Origin of the sequence: Kitasatospora gansuensis (assembly GCF_014203705.1) — a bacterium.
Taxonomy (GTDB): domain Bacteria; phylum Actinomycetota; class Actinomycetes; order Streptomycetales; family Streptomycetaceae; genus Kitasatospora; species Kitasatospora gansuensis.
This window is the reverse complement of record NZ_JACHJR010000001.1, coordinates 5,206,013-5,222,228: the sequence shown is the minus strand read 5'-3', so window position 1 is coordinate 5,222,228 and position 16,216 is coordinate 5,206,013. Positions and strand designations below refer to the sequence as shown.

Below are 16,216 nucleotides of genomic sequence, written 5' to 3'. Positions count from 1 at the left end.
TCCTGACGACACGGCGGTGGTGGATTCCGGAACCGTAGGTGCGGCGTCGGGTGGGCGACATGTGACGGGACGACGCAGCGTCAGCTGTCGATATGTGCCGGACCGCCATATCCCCGGCCATCACCCCGGCTCATGTGCCTGATCGACATGGGACGGGCCACTCCCATGGCCACGGCCGCCATGGAAAGCCCCGGTCGGCTGCGGAGAAGGTGGTGGGCGCAGCAAGGTCCCGACCTCCTGCGGCACCGTCCCAACCCCCTCATGAGGTGACTCCCTTGGACAAGGTCTTGGACTCCCCCGCCCGCGCGGTCGAGGACATCCCCGACGGCGCGACGCTCGCCGTCGGCGGCTTCGGTCTCTGCGGCATTCCGAGCACGCTGATCGGCGCCCTGGTCGGCGCCGGCACCTCCGGTCTGCGGGTGGTGTCCAACAACTGCGGGGTGGACGATTGGGGGCTCGGCCTGCTCCTCCGGGCCGGCCGGATCGCCCGGATGACCTCCTCCTACGTGGGTGAGAACAAGGAGTTCGCCCGGCAGTACCTGTCCGGCGAGCTGGAGGTCGAGCTCACCCCGCAGGGCACACTGGCCGAGCGGCTGCGCGCGGGTGGTGCGGGCATCCCCGCCTTCTTCACCCCCGCTGGGGTGGGCACCCAGGTCGAGGAGGGCGGCCTGCCCTGGCGGTACGCCGCCGACGGGAGCGTCGCGCTGGCCTCACCGCCCAAGGAGGTCCGGGAGTTCGGCGGTCGGCGGTACCTGCTGGAGGAGGCGATCACCGCCGACTACGCGCTGGTCCGCGCCGAGGTGGCCGACCGGCACGGCAACTGCGTCTTCAACGCCGCCGCGCGCAACTTCAACCCGCTCTGTGCCACCGCCGGCCGGACCACCGTGGTCGAGGCGGACCGGATCGTCGAGCCCGGCCAGCTCCCGCCGGACGCGATCCACCTGCCCGGCGTCTACGTCGACCGGGTGGTCGCCGCCGACCCCGCCGACCGCCGGATCGAACGCCGCACCGTCCGGGCCCTGCCCACCAACTCCACCACCCCCCAGGGGAGCTGAGCCATGACCGCCGACAGCACCACCACCGCCACCACAACCGCGCTCGACCCGCGCGACGCTCTGGCCGCCCGGGCGGCCCGCGAGCTCCGCGCCGGCCAGTACGTCAACCTGGGCATCGGCCTGCCCACCCTGATCCCCGGTCACCTGCCGCCCGGCGTGCACGTGGTGCTGCACTCGGAGAACGGCATCCTCGGTGTCGGCCCCTACCCGTACGACGGCGCGGAGCACCCCGACCTGATCAACGCGGGCAAGGAGACGGTCACCGTCGCCGACGGCGCCGCGTACTTCGACTCGGCGTTCTCGTTCGGCATGATCCGGGCCGGCCGGATCGACGTCTCGGTGCTCGGCGCGATGCAGGTCTCCGCCGCCGGCGATCTGGCCAACTGGATGATCCCCGGCAAGATGGTCAAGGGGATGGGCGGTGCGATGGATCTCGTGCACGGCGCCCGCCGGCTGATCGTGGTGATGGAGCACACCGCCCGGGACGGCTCCCCCAAGATCGTTGACGAGCTGTCACTGCCCGCCACCGGCCGGGGCGTGGTGCACCGCATCGTCACCGACCTGGCCGTCATCGACGTCACCCCCGAGGGCCTCCGCCTGGTCGAGGTCGCCCCCGGTCACACCTTCGACGAGGTGCAGGCCGCCACCGGCCCGAAGCTGCTCTGACACACCATCCGACACACCATCCGACACACTATCCGACACACCATCTGACCGGCCATCTACCGACCAGCTGACCCACCCTCAACCGGTCATGCCGGGCCCGGCCCACCTCGACAGGCCGGGCCCGGGTGACCGGACGCCTCGTCAGCCCTGCTCGGCCAGGTTCGGCACCCGCCAGTCGATCGGCTCGCTGCCGAACCCGGTCAGCGCCTCGTTGATCTGCGAGAACGGACGGCTGCCGAAGAACAGCCGGGCCGACAGCGGCGAGGGGTGCGCCCCCTGCACCACCACGTGCCGGGAGGTGTCGATCAGCGGCAGCTTCTTCTTCGCGTAGTTACCCCAGAGCACGAAGACGCACGGCTCGGGTCGGTCGCTGACCGCCGTGATCACCGCGTCGGTGAACTTCTCCCAGCCCTTGCCCTTGTGCGAGTTGGCCTCGTGCGCGCGCACCGTGAGCACCGCGTTGAGCAGCAGCACGCCCTGCTCGGCCCAGTGCATCAGGTAGCCGTTGTCGGGGGCGGGGATGCCGAGGTCGGCGTCCAGCTCCTTGAACATGTTCCGCAGCGAGGGCGGGGTCTTGACGCCGGGCTGCACCGAGAAGCTCATCCCGTGCGCCTGGTTGTCGTCGTGGTACGGGTCCTGGCCGAGCACCAGCACCCGGACCTTCTCGTACGGCGTGGCCGCCAGCGCCGCGAACTCCTGCCCGCTGGGCGGGAAGACCTGGTGCTCGGCCCGCTGCTCCGCCACGAAGGCCGCCAGCTCACCGAAGTACGGCTTGGCCAACTCCCCCGCCAGCGCCCCGCGCCAGGACTCCGGCACCTCGAACCCGGCCACCGTCTCCACCAGCTCCGTCACAGCCCCACTGCCTCTCACCGCACAACGTCATCTGACACCCCGAACGCTACACACCCGTACCGACACGACAGCGCCCCTCCGGCCACCGGCTACCAGCCGGACCGAAGGGGCACAGGAGTCGAGCAGAGGTCAGAGCAACTCGATCAGACGACCCGATCAGATCAGCTCGATCAGGTCGGCGATCGACTTGGCCACCCGGGTCGGCCGGTACGGGAAGCGCTCCACGTCCGCCTCGGCGGTCAGACCGGTGAGCACCAGGATGGTCTCCATGCCGGCCTCCATGCCCGCGACGATGTCGGTGTCCATCCGGTCGCCGATCATCACGGCGGTCTCGGAGTGGGCGCCCGCGCTGTTCAGCGCCTCGCGCATCATCAGCGGGTTGGGCTTGCCGACGAAGTACGGGTCGACACCGGTCGCCTTGGTGATCAGCGCCGCGACCGAGCCGGTGGCCGGCAGCACGCCCTCGGGGGACGGGCCGGTCTCGTCCGGGTTGGTGCAGATGAACCGCGCCCCGGCGTTGATCAGGCGGATCGCCTTGGTCAGCGCCTCGAAGCTGTAGGTGCGGGTCTCGCCGAGGACCACGTAGTCCGGGTCCTTGTCGGTCAGCACGTAGCCGGCCTGGTAGAGCGCGGTGGTCAGACCGGCCTCGCCGATGACGTACGCGGTGCCGCCCGGGCGCTGGCCCTTGAGGAACTTGGCGGTGGCCAGGGCCGAGGTCCAGATGCACTCCTCCGGCACCTCCAGGCCCATACCGGCCAGCCGGGCGCTGAGGTCCCGGGGGGTGTAGATGGAGTTGTTGGTCAGCACCAGGAACGGCTTGCCGGACTCCCGCAGGCGGCGGAGGAACTCCTCCGCGCCGGGGATCGGCGTGCCCTCGTGAATGAGGACGCCGTCCATGTCGGTCAGCCAGGACTCGATGGGCTTGCGCTCTGCCACGTGCGTGTCTCCCGAAGTCGTGCGAGGTCGTGCGGATAGCGGTGAGAGTGGTGCCCCGGAGAGCCCCACCAGGGATACTGCGCTGCCCCAACGGGGCACAGCCTAATCCGCACGCCTGCCCGACGGGAGCACGTCCCGCCCACCGGACGGCCGGCTCCGCCTCTCGGATCGATCCTCATGGCCACCTCAAGGCAGGCTTAAAGGGTTCCTAACAGATCTGAGTGCCCGTCAACTGCCAAGCGGCGCCTGGCTAGCGTACTTCTCAGCGACCCCCACCGCTGAAGGAGCACCCCCACCATGTCTCTTCGTCGCACCGCCGTCGTCGTCGCCCTCGCCGGCACCGCACTGGCCACCACCGCGCTCGGCGCCGGCACCGCCACGGCCCACGGCTCCCTGCAGAACCCGCTCAGCCGGGTGTACGGCTGTTATCTGGAGAACCCGGAGCAGCCCAAGTCGGCCGCCTGCAAGGCCGCCATCGCCGTCGGCGGCACCCAGGCCATGTACGACTGGAACGGCGTCCGGATCGGCGACGCGGCCGGCCGGCACCGCCAGCTGATCCCGGACGGCCGCCTGTGCAGCGCGAACGCCGCCGAGTTCGTCGGGCTCGACCTGGCCCGCAACGACTGGCCGGCCACCAACCTGACCGCCGGTGCGAGCACCACGTTCAAGTTCCGGGCCACCGCGCCGCACCGGGGCACCTTCCAGCTCTTCATGACCAACAGCAGCTACAACCCGAACCTCCCGCTGAGCTGGTCGAACCTGGACACCACACCGTTCGCCAGCATCACCGACCCGCAGGTGGTGAACGGCTACTACTCGTTCCCGGTGACCATCCCGACCGGCAAGACCGGCCGTCAGATGGTCTACGCGATCTGGCAGCGTTCGGACAGCCCGGAGGCGTTCTACACCTGCTCCGACGTGGCCTTCGACGGCAGCGGTACGGCCGCCGCCCCGGCCGCCGTGGTCCCGGCCTCGGACACCTCCGCGCACCACGACCACGCCGCAGCACCGGTCGTCGCACCCGCAGCCGCCCCGGCCGCCGCACCCGCAGCAGCCCCCGCCACCGCCCAGCAGCTGGCCGAAACGGGCACCGACCGCTCCACCGGCCTGATGGCCGCCGTCGGCAGCTCGTTCGTCCTGGCCGGCGGCGCCGTCGCCGTCCTGCACCGCCGTCGCCGGATCGAGGGCCGGACCGCCCGCTGACGCCGGGGCAACCGCGCCGCACCGGCCCGGAGCGGGGGTCGTGGTTGAGTAAGGGCATGAGCAGCACGCCCCGCCCCCCGTTCCGTGTCGGCCTGGTCGGCTACGGCCTGGCAGGCTCCGCCTTCCACGCCCCGCTGATCGCCACCACCCCCGGACTGCAGCTGGACGCGGTGGTCACCGCCAACCCCGACCGCCGCGCCCAGTTGCACCGCGAACACCCGAACGCCCGCCCGCTGGGCACGCCCGAGCAGCTGTTCGACCAGGCCGCCGAGGGCCGGCTCGACCTGGTGGTGATCGCCTCCCCGAACCGCACTCACGTACCGCTGGCCCGCACCGCGCTGACCGCCGGGCTGCCCACCGTGGTGGACAAGCCGCTGGCCGCCACCGCCGCCGAGGCGGCCGAGCTGTGCCGGCTCGCGGAGCGCACCGGCACCCTGCTGTCGGTCTTCCAGAACCGCCGCTGGGACGGCGACTTCCTGACCGCCCGTCGGCTGGTCGAGGACGGCTCGCTCGGCCGGGTGCACCGGTTCGAGTCCCGGTTCGAGCGGTTCCGGCCCAAGCCCAAGGCGGGCTGGCGCGAACTGGCCGACCCCGCCGAGGTCGGCGGCACCCTCTACGACCTGGGCAGCCACCTGGTGGACCAGGCCCTCACGCTGTTCGGCCCGGTCGAGTCGGTCTACGCCGAGATCGACGTCCGCCGGGACGGCGCGGCGGTGGACGACGACGCCTTCCTCGCCCTCACCCACGCCTCGGGCGTCCGCTCGCACCTGTGGACCAGCGCGATCGCCGCCCTCGGCGGCCCCCGCCTGCGGGTGCTCGGCGACGCCGCCGGGTACGTGAAGTTCGGCATGGACCCGCAGGAGGCCGACCTCAGGGCCGGACGCCGCCCGGGCACCGGCACCCCGTGGGGCGCGGACGACCCGGCCCAGCACGGCACGCTCGGCACCGACGAGTCGTCAGCCCCGTGCCCCACCGCACCCGGCGACTACCCGGCCTACTACGCGGGCATCGCCACCGCCCTCGCCGACGGCACGCCGCCCCCGGTCGACCCGCGCGACGCCGTCGCCACCCTCGCCGTGCTGGAGGCCGCCCGCGGCTCGGCCGCCACCGGCAGCACCGTCCGACTGCCCGGCCCGGGCCACTGACCGGCCCACCAACCGGCCCACCAACCGGACCGCTGACCGGACCGCTGACCTGAACCCGCCCGGCCAACCCGTCACCCCGTCGGCGTAAGATGACGCCGAAGCTCTCGCCCCGCACCGGAGGAGGTCCGGCCATGACACTGCTCGCCGTACTCCTCGGCCTGGTCCGGGTGCTGACGGGTGATCAACTGGCCGGTTCCGGCGGCCTCGGCGTCGTCGCCGCCGCTGCCACCCTGGTCCTGCTGGCCGGGGTGGCGGCGGCCGCGCTGTCGACGGCCCGGCTGCTCGGGGCGCAGGCTCCGAGCGCGGTGCGGGACCGGGCGCTGCGCAGGCGCGCGTTCCGGTCCGCCTTCCTGCCCCAGCGTGATCCGGACGCCCGGGGCCGTCGTCGCCCCAGGGCACCGGGCGCGGCCCTGACGGCCGCCTGAGCCCACCGCGCCGACACACCCATCGCGCGCCACCACACCGAGCAACAGCTACGGCTCACCGGCCGTCCTCCGCCGACCTCTCGTATCCGAGACCCCGGAGGGCTCACCCCGTCATGTCCGTCTTCACCCTGCTCGACCCCGCCGTCGGCCTGGCGCACGACGCCGTCGCCGCCCTGGCCCAGCCGCTGCCGACCGCCCTGGCGATCGTGCTGTTCACCATCGGCGTCCGGCTGCTGCTGCACCCGCTGTCCCGGTCCGCCGCCCGGGGAGAACGGGCCAGGATCCGGCTCGCACCCCAGCTCGCCGAGCTGAAGCGGAAGCACGGCAAGCAGCCGGAGAAGCTCCGCGCCGCCAGCGCCGAGCTCTACCGTGCCGAGGGCGCCTCGCCGTTCACCGGCTGCCTGCCGATGCTGGTCCAACTGCCGTTCTTCACCGTGATGTACCGGCTCTTCACCACGCCGAACGACCTGCTCGGCGCGACCGTGTTCGGCGTCCCGCTCGGCCTGCACCCGGCCGGCGCCCACGCCCCCGCCGAACTGCTCGTCTTCGGGGCCCTGTTCGCCGCCCTGGCCGCGCTCGGCTGGGTCGGCTTCCGCCGGGGGCGCCGCAGCATCGTCGACCCCTCGGCACCCGGCGCCGCGCTGATGCCGTACCTCTCGTACGGCACCGCGCTGTTCGCGGTCCTGCTACCACTGGCCGGCGCGCTCTACCTGCTCACCACCACCGCCTGGACGCTCGCGGAGCGGGCCTGGCTGCACCGCGAGCGCACTACCCAGAGCTCACCGCAGGCGGGCTGACCTCAGCCCTGGTCCCACCCGGCAAGGTACTGGTCGATCTCACCGATGATCCGGGCCTTGCCGGGTGCGTCCAGGAAGGACGCCTCGACCGCGTTCCGCGCCAGCGCGGCGACCCCGGACTCGTCCAGGTCAAGCAGCCGGGCGGCGACCGCGTACTCGGTGTTCAGGTCGGTGCCGAACATGGGCGGGTCGTCGCTGTTGACCGTCACCAGCAGGCCGGCGTCGACCATCTGACGGATCGGGTGCTCCTCCATCCGCTGCACCGCGCGGGTGGCGATGTTGGAGGTCGGACAGACCTCCAACGGGATGCGGTGCTCGCCGAGCCAGTCCAGCAGCGACGGGTCCTTGACCGCCTGGGTGCCGTGGCCGATCCGCTCGGCGCCGAGCACCCGCAGGGCGTCCCAGACCGTCTCGGGTCCGGTGGTCTCACCGGCGTGCGGGACGCTGCGCAGGCCGGCCGCGCGGGCCCGGTCGAAGTACGGCTTGAACTGCGGGCGCGGCACGCCGATCTCGGGGCCGCCGAGCCCGAAGCTGACCAGACCCTCGGGCGCCAGGTCGACGGCCAGCCGGGTGGTCTCCTCGGCGGCGGCCAGACCGGCCTCGCCGGGGATGTCGAAGCACCAGCGCAGCACCACGCCGAGTTCCTTCTCGGCCCTGATCCTGGCGTCCTCGATCGCCTCCATGAAGGCCACGTCCGGGATGCCCCGGCTGACCGAGGAGTACGGGGTGACGGTCAGTTCGGCGTACCGGATGTTCTGCCGGGCCATGTCCTCGGCCACCCCGAAGGTGAGCGAGCGGACGTCCTCGGCGTCGCGGATCAGGTCCACCACACTCAGGTAGACCTCGATGAAGTGCCCGAAGTCGGTGAAGTTGAAGTACTCGGCCAGCGCGGCCGGGTCGGTCGGCACCTTGCTCTGCCCGGCGTGCCGGGCGGCCAGTTCGGCCACCACCCGCGGGGAGGCGGAACCGACGTGGTGGACGTGCAGTTCGGCCTTGGGCATCCCCGCGATGAACGCCTCGATGCCGCGCTTGCCCTGAGCCACCACTTCGTTCTCCTTCGTACGCTGCAGACGCGCCATGCTAACCCGCACTCAACCGCCCAGGGCCAGAGCCACGGTGTGGATCAGCAGTCCGGCCAGCGCGCCGACCACCGTGCCGTTGATCCGGATGAACTGCAGGTCCCGGCCGACGTTGGCCTCGATCTTGCGGGAGGCGTCGTCCGCGTCCCAGCCCGCCACGGTCTCCGAGATCAGCGCGGTGATCTCGGCCCGGTAGGTCTCCACCACGTACTGGGCGGCGTCCTGCAGCCAGCCGTCGGTCTTCGCCTGCAGCCTGGCGTCGGTGGCCAGCCGCCGGCCGAACGAGCGCAGCCCGTCCCTGATCCGGCGGCGCAGCTCGCTCTGTTCGTCCTCGGCGGCGGACAGCATCAACGTTCGGACGGCCGACCAGGAGGAGGCGATCAGCTCCTGCACCTCGGGGCGGGCCAGCAGGTCGGCCTTGGCCCGCTCGACCCGGGCGATGGTGGCCGGGTCCTGCTGGAGTTCGGTGGCGAAGTCGGCCAGGAAGTTGTCGACGGCGCCCCGGGCCGGGTGCTGCGGGTCGTCCCGGATGTCGGTGACGAAGCGCATCAGTTCCTTGTAGACCCGCTCACCGACCTGATGGTCGATGAACTTCGGGGTCCAGCCCGGAGTCTTCTGGGTGACCCGCTGGACCACATCCTCGTGATGCTCCGTCAGCCAGTCGTGCACCCGGACGGCGATCAGGTCCACCACCCCGTGGTGCCCGCCGTCGGCGACCACCTTGCCGAGCAGCCGCCCGGCCGGTTCGGCCACCGAGGTGGCGGCGGCCCGCCGGGTGACCGCCTCGGCCACCACGGCCTGCACGTCGTCGTCGTTGAGCACCGCGAGCACTCCGCGCAGCGCGGCCGCCGCCTCGCTGGTGACCCGCTCGGCGCTGCCCGGCGCGGCCAGCCACTCGCCGAGCCGGCGGGCGATGCCGATCCGGCCCAGCCGGTCCCGGACCACCGGGGCGGAGAGGAAGTTGTCGCCGACGAAGTCGCCCAGCGACTGGCCGAAGGCGTCCTTCTTGGTCGGGATGATCGCGGTGTGCGGGATCGGCAGTCCGAACGGGCGGCGGAACAGCGCGGTGACGGCGAACCAGTCCGCCAGCGCACCCACCATCCCCGCCTCGGCCGCCGCCGCGACGTACCCGGCCCAGGCTCCCGCACCGGCCGCGTCCGCCCAGGTGGCCAGCGCGAACACCACCGTGGCCAGCCCGAGCAGCCCGGTGGCGAACAGCTTCATCCGCCGGACGCCCCGGCGCTTCTCCTCGTCGGCCGCCGTGAAGCTGACGCCCAAACCGGTCACCGGCCTGACCTTCTGATCGACGCTCACCTGGATAGTCTGCCCCGCCCGGCCCGATCATCCGACGTAGCCACGTTCTTCTCCGGGACAGATCAGGGACGCAGCACGCTCCGGGCCCGCGAGGGACCGGACCTCCGAAGGGTGTCACGCATGACGACCAGCTCCGACCGACCGATCCGCTGGGGCGTGCTCGCCACCGGCGGGATAGCCGCCGCCTTCACCGAGGACCTGCTCGCCGTCCCCGGCGCCGAGGTGGCCGCCGTGGCCTCCAGGAGCGAGCCCTCGGCGCGCGCCTTCGCCGACCGCTTCGGCATCCCCCGGGCGTACGGCTCCTGGGCGGAACTGGCCGCCGACCCCGGGGTCGACGTGGTGTACGTGGCCACCCCGCACGTCGCCCACCTGGCCGCCACCACGCTGATGCTGGAGTCGGGGAAGGCGGTGCTGTGCGAGAAGCCGTTCACGCTGAACGTCCGTCAGGCCGAGGAGCTGGTCGCCACCGCCCGGGCGCGGAACAGCTTCCTGATGGAGGCGATGTGGATGTACCTCAACCCGGCGGTCCGCCGGATCGTCGAGCTGGTCAGGGACGGCGCGATCGGCGAGGTGCGGGCGGTGCACGCCGACTTCGGCTTCCCGGCCCCGGCCGACCCCGCCCACCGGCTCTGGGACCCGGCGGTGGGCGGCGGCGCCCTGCTGGACCTCGGCGTCTACCCGGTCTCCTTCGCCCACCTGCTGCTGGGTGAGCCCGAGCAGGTCAAGGCGGTGGCCACGCTGTCGCCGGACGGCGTGGACGAGCACACGGGCATCGTGCTGGGCCACCCCGGCGGAGCACTGTCGCTGCTCAGCTGCTCGCTGGTGGCCGGTTACGGCCAGCGGGCTTCGGTGCACGGCACCACCGGCCGGATCGAGCTGCCCGCCGACTTCTTCCACGCCACGAGCTTCGTGCTGCACCAGGACGGGAAGCCCGCCGAGGAGTACGTGCTCGACCGCGGCCCGGGCCACGGGCTCGGCCTGGAGGCCGCCGAGGTGGTCCGCTGCCTGCGGGCGGGGCTGACCGAGTCGCCGCTGGTACCGCTGGACGGCACGCTCGCGGTGATGCGCACGCTGGACGCCGTCCGGGCCCAGGTCGGGGTGCGCTACCCGGGCGAGTGACGGACCGTCAGGCGCCGAGCACGATCCGCCGCACGCCCGCCCAACGCGCCGGGTCGGTGACCCGGCGCCCGTCCAGCAGCACCCGGACGCCCGGCAGGTCGGCCGCCCCCAGCGTGCGGTACTCCGCGTGGTCGGCCTGCACCACCGCCGCCACCACCGGCTCGCCCCGGTGCGGCGGCAGGCCCAGGGCGGTCAGCTCCGCCGCGTCGTAGAGCGGATCGGCGACGTACGGCCGCGCCCCGGCCGCCCGGAGCGCGGCCACCAGCGGGAAGACGCCGGAGTACGCGGTCTCCCTGACCCCGCCCCGGTAGGCGGCACCGAGCACCAGCACGGCACGGTCCGTCAGACCGCCGAGCGCGTCGGCCAGGCGTCCGACCGCGTACTCCGGCATCGCCAGGTTGGCCACCCGCCCGGCCTCGACCACCGTCGCGGTCGGGTCGCCGGCCAGGTAGAGCCTCGGGTAGACCGGGATGCAGTGGCCGCCGACCGCGACGCCCGGCTGGTGCAGGTGGCTGTACGGCTGCGAGTTGCAGGCCTCGATCACCTCGGCGAGGTCCACCCCGATCCGGTCGGCGTACCGGGCGAACTGGTTGGCCAGGCCGATGTTGACGTCCCGGTAGGTGGTCTCGGCCAGCTTGGCGAACTCGGCCGCCTCGGCCGAGCCGAGCGCCCAGACGCCGTTCGGGCGGGGCAGGTCCGGGCGCGGGTCGAAGTCCAGTACCTCGCGGTAGAACTCGACGCCCTGCCGGGTGGAGCGCTCGTCGATCCCGCCGACCAGTTTCGGGTAGCGCCGCAGATCGGCGAAGACCCGTCCGGAGGAGACCCGTTCGGGGCTGAACACCAGCGCGAAGTCCGCCCCGGGCCGGAGCCCCGACCCCTCGGCCAACAGGCCGGCCAGCCGCCCGGCAGTGGTGCCGACCGGCAGCGTGGTCTCGTAACCGACCAGCGTGCCGGGGCGCAGCCCGGCCGCCACGGCGCGGGTGGCGGCGTCCAGCAGGGTGAAGTCCGGCTGGTCGTCCTCGCCGGTCAGCAGCGGCACCGCGACCAGCACGGCGTCCGCCTCGGCGACCGCCGCCGAGGTGTCCGAGTGTGCCGTCAACTGCCCAGCGGTGACAGCGAGTTTGAGGCGCTCGGGCAGGTCCGCCTCACCGGGGAACGGCGCCTGACCGTCGTTCACCTGGCGGACCACCAAGGGCGCGGTGTCCGCGCCGAGCACCCGGTGCCCCTTTCCGGCACACTGCACCGCGAGCGGCAGCCCGATCTTCCCGAGACCGACCACACAGATCGTCCGACCCACCGTCAACTCCCCCTCAGCCCCGTGTCATCCGGTTGGCGAAGCTCCGCCAGCCCTGCCGTCGGCGCAGTTCGCGCCGGGCCCGTTCCGGGACCATGTCGCGCCAGAGCTGCCGGGGCAGCTCGAACCGCGGTGTGCCCCGGCCGAGTTCGTCCTCGATCAGCCCCCGGACCGCCCGGAACCGGTCGCCGCGGGCCAGTTCGAGCCGGAGCCGTTCGGGCTCACCCAGTTCGGCCAGCACGTCGCAGTGCGCCCGGACCAGCCGGCCCACCTCGGCCACCACGTGGCGCTGCTCGGCCTCGGGCTTCCCGAGCAGCTCGGCCTGCAGCAACTGCGGTACGTCCCAGCCGAAGTGGCGCCGGTGCAGGGCGAGGCGAACCTCGCTGCCGGGCTCGGTGAGCCGGTCGGTGACGGCCAGGATCTCGGTCAGCCCGCGCAGCCGGTCCCGGTGTCCCGAGCGCACCGTGGCGTTGGCCCGGTCGGCGCGCAGCACCGCGTGGTAGCAGTCGTAGTCGGCCAGCACCGAGACCCGCCGGGCCCGCAGCAGTGCCTGCAGGGTGAACGGCTGGTCGGAGTAGACCGGCAGGTCCTCCCGGCGGCGCAGTCCGTGCCGGACCAGCGGCTCGCGGCGGAACAGCTTGGTGTCCGAGAGCGCCCAGGCGAGCGCGGAGTCCGTGAAGCCCACCGAGGGCTCGGTGCGGTCGAAGATGCCCTGCGGGACGTGCCGGCCGCCGACCCCGACCATCTTGCCGAGCACCACGTCCGACTCGTACCGGTCGGCCATCGCGACCAGCCGCTCCAGCGCCTGCGGGCCGAGCCAGTCGTCGGCGCCGAGGAAGAACACGTAGCGGCCCCTGGCCAGTTCCATCGCCCGGTTGGTGGGCGCGGCCGGGCCGCCGGAGTTGGCCTGCCGCTCGATCCGGAACAGACCGGGGTGCTCGCGGGCGAACCGGGCCAGCTCGGCGCCGCTGCCGTCGGTGGAGCCGTCGTCGACCGCGACCACCTCCAACCGGCCCTGGCCGATGGACTGTTCGACCAGCGAGGTCAGACAGGTCGTCAGGTACGGCATGGTGTTGTAGACCGCGACCACCACGGTGACGTCGGGCGTGCTCATCGGACCGTCACCCCCAGCAGGCTCTGCCGTCCGGCGGCGGCCAGCACCGACTCGGCCACCTCCACGGTGTGCAGGCCCTCGGTCAGCGCGACGGTCTCGGCCGGGCGCCCGGCCACCGCCTCGCGGAACTGCTCGTGCTCGCTCATCAGCGGCTCCCGTTTCGGGAAGGCGTACCGGATCACGTCGCCCTCGGTCACTCCCCGGAAGGTGCGGACGGTGTCCCACTCGGTGGCCACCGCGCCGTTCACCTGCAGGGTCAGGTCGGCGGTCAGCGTGTCGGCGACCAGGCAGCCGCGCTCGCCGGTCACCGCGACGTAGCGCTCCTTCTGCGGGCTGAGCCAGTTCACCAGGTGGCTGACCATGGTGCCGTCGGCCAGCGTGCCGACCGCGGCCACCATGTCCTCGTACGGGCGGCCGCTCTTGCGCACCGTCCTGGCGGCCACCGAGGCGTAACTCTGGCCGGTGATCCAGCCGGTCAGGTCGATGTCGTGGGTGGCCAGGTCCTTGACCACCCCGACGTCGGCGATCCGGCGCGGGAACGGCCCCTGACGGCGGGTCGACACCTGGTAGACCTCGCCGATCTCGCCGCTCGCCAGCCTGGCCCTGAGCTGCTGGAGGGCCGGGTTGTAGCGCTCGACGTGGCCGACCCCGGCCACCTGACCCCGGAAGGCGTCCACCAGTCGGCGGGCAGCCCGGGCGTCGTGCGCGAGCGGCTTCTCGATCAGCGCGGGCACCCCGGCGACCGCCAGCCGCAGGCCGACGCTCTCGTGCTGGGCGGTCGGGCAGGCCACCACCGCGTAGTCGACACCCAGCGCGAGCAGGTCGTTGAGCTCGGCCAGCACCGGGACGCCGCCGGGGGCGGTGCCGCCCGCCGGGTCCACCACGCCGACCAGTTCGACCCCGGCCAGCGCGGCCAGCACCCGGGCGTGGTTGCGTCCCATCGCGCCGAGGCCGATCAGCCCGGCCCGCAGCGGCCGCCCACGACCCGCCGACCGACCGTCAGACCGCACGCCGCACCGCCTCGACCACCAGGGCCAGTTCGGCCTCGGACAGGGTGGGGTGCACCGGCAGCGCGACCACCTCGGCCGCCGCCCGCTCGGTCTCCGGCAGCTCCCACCGCCCCGGGAAGGGCGGCAGCCGGTGGATCGGCACCGGGTAGTACACCTCGGTCCCCACCCCGGCCGCGGCCAACTCCCGGCGGAACTCCTCCCGTTGGCCCGGCACCCGGACGGTGTACTGGTGGTAGACGTGCCGGGCGCCGGGCGCCACCGGCGGAGTCCGCAGGCCGGTGCCGGCCAACTCCCGGTCCAGTACGGCCGCGTTGGCCCGGCGGCCCTCGGTCGCCCCCGGCAGCCGGCCGAGCTGGACCCGGCCGACGGCCGCCGAGACGTCGGTCATCCGGAGGTTGGCCCCGACGATCTCGTTCCGGTAGGGCTGCTCCATCCCCTGGTTGCGGAGCAGCCGCAGCTTCCGGGCCAGCGCCGGGTCCGCGACGGTGACCATGCCGCCCTCCAGCGCGTGCATGTTCTTGGTCGGGTAGAAGCTGAAGCACCCGGCGGCGCCGAACGAGCCCACCGGGCGGCCGTCCAGGGTGGCGCCGTGCGCCTGGCAGGCGTCCTCGACCACGGCCAGGCCGCCCCTGGCGGCCAGCCGGGTCAGCTCGGCCATCGCGGCCGGGTGCCCGTAGAGGTGGACCGGGAGCAGCGCGGCGGTGCGCGGGCCGATCGCGGCCAGCACCGCCGCCGGGTCGAGGCAGAAGCTGTCCGGGTCGATGTCGGCGAAGACCGGCTCGGCGCCGACCAGCCGGACGGCGTTGGCGGTGGCGGCGAACGAGAAGGACGGCACCACCACCTCGTCGCCGGGCCCGATCCCGAGCGCCGTCAGCGCCAACTGCAGCGCGGACGTACCGGAGTTGACGGCCACGCAGTGCCTGCCGTCCACCAGCTCGGCGAACTCCCGCTCGAAGGCGGCCACTTCGGGTCCCTGGACGACCGAACCGCTGCGCAGCACCCGGACGGCGGCGGCGATCTCCGCCTCCCCGATCACCGGCCGCGCCACCGGCACCGTCCCGGTGCCGGAGCGGGCCGGCGGCACCGACTCCCCGACCAGCTGAGCCATCCGCGCGCACCCCTCACAAGCCTGTCCGGTGATCCGGAGTGTCAACTGTCCACGACACCCCGGAGTCACCGGCTTCACCCGGACGAGTGACCGCGGCCGAACGGCAACCGACGGCTCGGCCTCACGACGACCGCCGGCTCAGCCGATCGCCACCTCCGCGTACATCCGGGCGATCACGTCCTCGATGGCGGGCTCCCGGACCGACAGGTCCACCAGCGGATAGCGCTCCGCCACCGCCGCGACCAGCGGGGCGGCACTCTGCTCGGCCGGGAAGGCCAGCCACTGCCGGGGGCCGTCCACCCTGACCACCCGGGCGCCCGGCACGGCGATCGCAGGCCGCGGCTCGGCCAGGTCGACCACCAGGGTGCGTTCGCTGCGGCCCGCGGTGTGCAGCCCGTCCAGGCTGCCGTCGTAGACCACCCGGCCATGGTCGATCACCATCACCCGGCCGCAGAGCTGTTCGATGTCGGTCAGGTCGTGGGTGGTGAGCAGCACCGTGGTGCCCTCCGCCCGGTTCACCTCGCGCAGGAACTCCCGCACCCTCGCCTTGCTCACCACGTCCAGACCGATGGTGGGCTCGTCCAGGTAGAGCACCTGCGGGTCGTGCAGCAGCGCCGCCGCCAGATCCCCGCGCATCCGCTGGCCGAGCGAGAGCTGCCGGACCGGGGTGTCCAACAGGGCGCCCAGGTCGAGCAGTTCGACACAACGCGCCAGGTTGGCCCGGTACCGGTCGGGCGGGATCCGGTAGATCCTGCGGGCCAGTTCGTAGCTGTCGCGCAGCGGCAGGTCCCACCACAGGGTGGTGCGCTGGCCGAAGACCACGCCGATCCGCCGGGCCAGCCCGACCCGCTCCCTGGCCGGTTCGACCCCGGCCACCCGGAGCCGCCCCGCGGTGGGCACCAGGATCCCGGTGAGCATCTTGATCGTGGTGGACTTGCCCGCGCCGTTCGGGCCGATGTAGCCGACGCACTCGCCCGCGCCGACGGTGAAGCTCAGCCCGTCCACCGCGTGCACCACCCGCTTCTCCCGGCGCAGCCGCCCGGCCCTGGTCCGGATGGTGAAGTCCCGTCGGACGTCTTCGAGTTCGATCAGTGCCATG

The 16,216-nt window shown here is 73.1% G+C and carries 16 protein-coding genes; 7 read left to right on the top strand and 9 right to left on the bottom strand.

Features of this window, described 5'->3' with window-relative positions:
• Positions 1-275: 275 nt before the first annotated feature.
• Positions 276-1,055: a CoA transferase subunit A gene (locus F4556_RS23365; protein ID WP_184919230.1), complete on the top strand. Its 780-nt coding sequence runs from the start codon at positions 276-278 to the stop codon at positions 1,053-1,055.
• Between the two features lie 3 nt (positions 1,056-1,058).
• Positions 1,059-1,721, top strand: coding sequence for a 3-oxoacid CoA-transferase subunit B (locus F4556_RS23360; protein WP_184919229.1), 663 nt, complete (start codon positions 1,059-1,061; stop codon positions 1,719-1,721).
• A 141-nt stretch (positions 1,722-1,862) separates the two neighbouring features.
• Here F4556_RS23360 and F4556_RS23355 read toward each other — a convergent pair whose 3' ends face one another.
• Positions 1,863-2,573 carry a uracil-DNA glycosylase gene (locus F4556_RS23355; RefSeq protein ID WP_184919227.1) on the bottom strand — a complete coding sequence of 237 codons (711 nt, stop codon included), beginning with the start codon at positions 2,571-2,573 and terminating at the stop codon, positions 1,863-1,865.
• A 156-nt stretch (positions 2,574-2,729) separates the two neighbouring features.
• A complete protein-coding gene (locus tag F4556_RS23350; RefSeq protein WP_184919225.1) occupies positions 2,730-3,509 on the bottom strand; it encodes an HAD-IIA family hydrolase in 780 nt (259 codons plus the stop codon).
• Between the two features lie 297 nt (positions 3,510-3,806).
• Between F4556_RS23350 and F4556_RS23345 the strand changes: the two genes are divergently transcribed.
• The 4 genes from F4556_RS23345 (at position 3,807) to F4556_RS23330 (ending at position 7,079) form a co-directional block, all read left to right on the top strand.
• Positions 3,807-4,712: a lytic polysaccharide monooxygenase auxiliary activity family 9 protein gene (locus tag F4556_RS23345; protein ID WP_184919223.1), complete on the top strand. Its 906-nt coding sequence runs from the start codon at positions 3,807-3,809 to the stop codon at positions 4,710-4,712.
• A gap of 56 nt (positions 4,713-4,768) precedes the next feature.
• Positions 4,769-5,857, top strand: coding sequence for a Gfo/Idh/MocA family oxidoreductase (locus F4556_RS23340; protein ID WP_184919222.1), 1,089 nt, complete (start codon positions 4,769-4,771; stop codon positions 5,855-5,857).
• A gap of 131 nt (positions 5,858-5,988) precedes the next feature.
• Entirely contained in the window at positions 5,989-6,282 is a 294-nt protein-coding gene (locus F4556_RS23335) for a DUF6412 domain-containing protein (RefSeq protein WP_221503679.1), read from the top strand.
• Positions 6,283-6,395: 113 nt separating this feature from the next.
• Positions 6,396-7,079, top strand: coding sequence for a YidC/Oxa1 family membrane protein insertase (locus tag F4556_RS23330; RefSeq protein ID WP_184919218.1), 684 nt, complete (start codon positions 6,396-6,398; stop codon positions 7,077-7,079).
• Positions 7,080-7,081: 2 nt separating this feature from the next.
• On the opposite strand, the gene F4556_RS23325 is transcribed toward F4556_RS23330, so the two are convergent.
• Together F4556_RS23325 and F4556_RS23320 are read right to left on the bottom strand one after the other, a co-directional pair.
• Entirely contained in the window at positions 7,082-8,158 is a 1,077-nt protein-coding gene (locus tag F4556_RS23325) for an adenosine deaminase (protein ID WP_184919216.1), read from the bottom strand.
• A gap of 12 nt (positions 8,159-8,170) precedes the next feature.
• Complete coding sequence (locus F4556_RS23320) at positions 8,171-9,478, bottom strand: DUF445 domain-containing protein (protein WP_376775798.1); 1,308 nt, start codon at positions 9,476-9,478, stop codon at positions 8,171-8,173.
• A 114-nt stretch (positions 9,479-9,592) separates the two neighbouring features.
• Here F4556_RS23320 and F4556_RS23315 point away from each other — a divergent pair, with 114 nt between their 5' ends.
• A complete protein-coding gene (locus F4556_RS23315; RefSeq protein ID WP_184919214.1) occupies positions 9,593-10,591 on the top strand; it encodes a Gfo/Idh/MocA family protein in 999 nt (332 codons plus the stop codon).
• Between the two features lie 7 nt (positions 10,592-10,598).
• Here F4556_RS23315 and F4556_RS23310 read toward each other — a convergent pair whose 3' ends face one another.
• The 5 genes from F4556_RS23310 to F4556_RS23290 all read right to left on the bottom strand — a co-directional run bounded on the left by F4556_RS23310 (position 10,599) and on the right by F4556_RS23290 (position 16,215).
• Positions 10,599-11,888 carry a nucleotide sugar dehydrogenase gene (locus F4556_RS23310; protein WP_313068525.1) on the bottom strand — a complete coding sequence of 430 codons (1,290 nt, stop codon included), beginning with the start codon at positions 11,886-11,888 and terminating at the stop codon, positions 10,599-10,601.
• 13 nt (positions 11,889-11,901) lie between these two features.
• The gene (locus F4556_RS23305) at positions 11,902-12,999 is read right to left on the bottom strand and encodes a glycosyltransferase family 2 protein (protein WP_184919212.1); all 1,098 of its coding nucleotides are present in this window, start codon (positions 12,997-12,999) and stop codon (positions 11,902-11,904) included.
• Positions 12,996-13,940: a Gfo/Idh/MocA family protein gene (locus F4556_RS23300; RefSeq protein ID WP_184925027.1), complete on the bottom strand. Its 945-nt coding sequence runs from the start codon at positions 13,938-13,940 to the stop codon at positions 12,996-12,998. The genes F4556_RS23305 and F4556_RS23300 overlap by 4 nt, the downstream gene beginning before the upstream one ends.
• Before the next feature lie 58 nt (positions 13,941-13,998).
• Entirely contained in the window at positions 13,999-15,117 is a 1,119-nt protein-coding gene (locus tag F4556_RS23295; protein WP_184919210.1) for a DegT/DnrJ/EryC1/StrS family aminotransferase, read from the bottom strand.
• A 138-nt stretch (positions 15,118-15,255) separates the two neighbouring features.
• A complete protein-coding gene (locus tag F4556_RS23290; RefSeq protein ID WP_184919207.1) occupies positions 15,256-16,215 on the bottom strand; it encodes an ABC transporter ATP-binding protein in 960 nt (319 codons plus the stop codon).
• Position 16,216 lies beyond the last annotated feature (1 nt).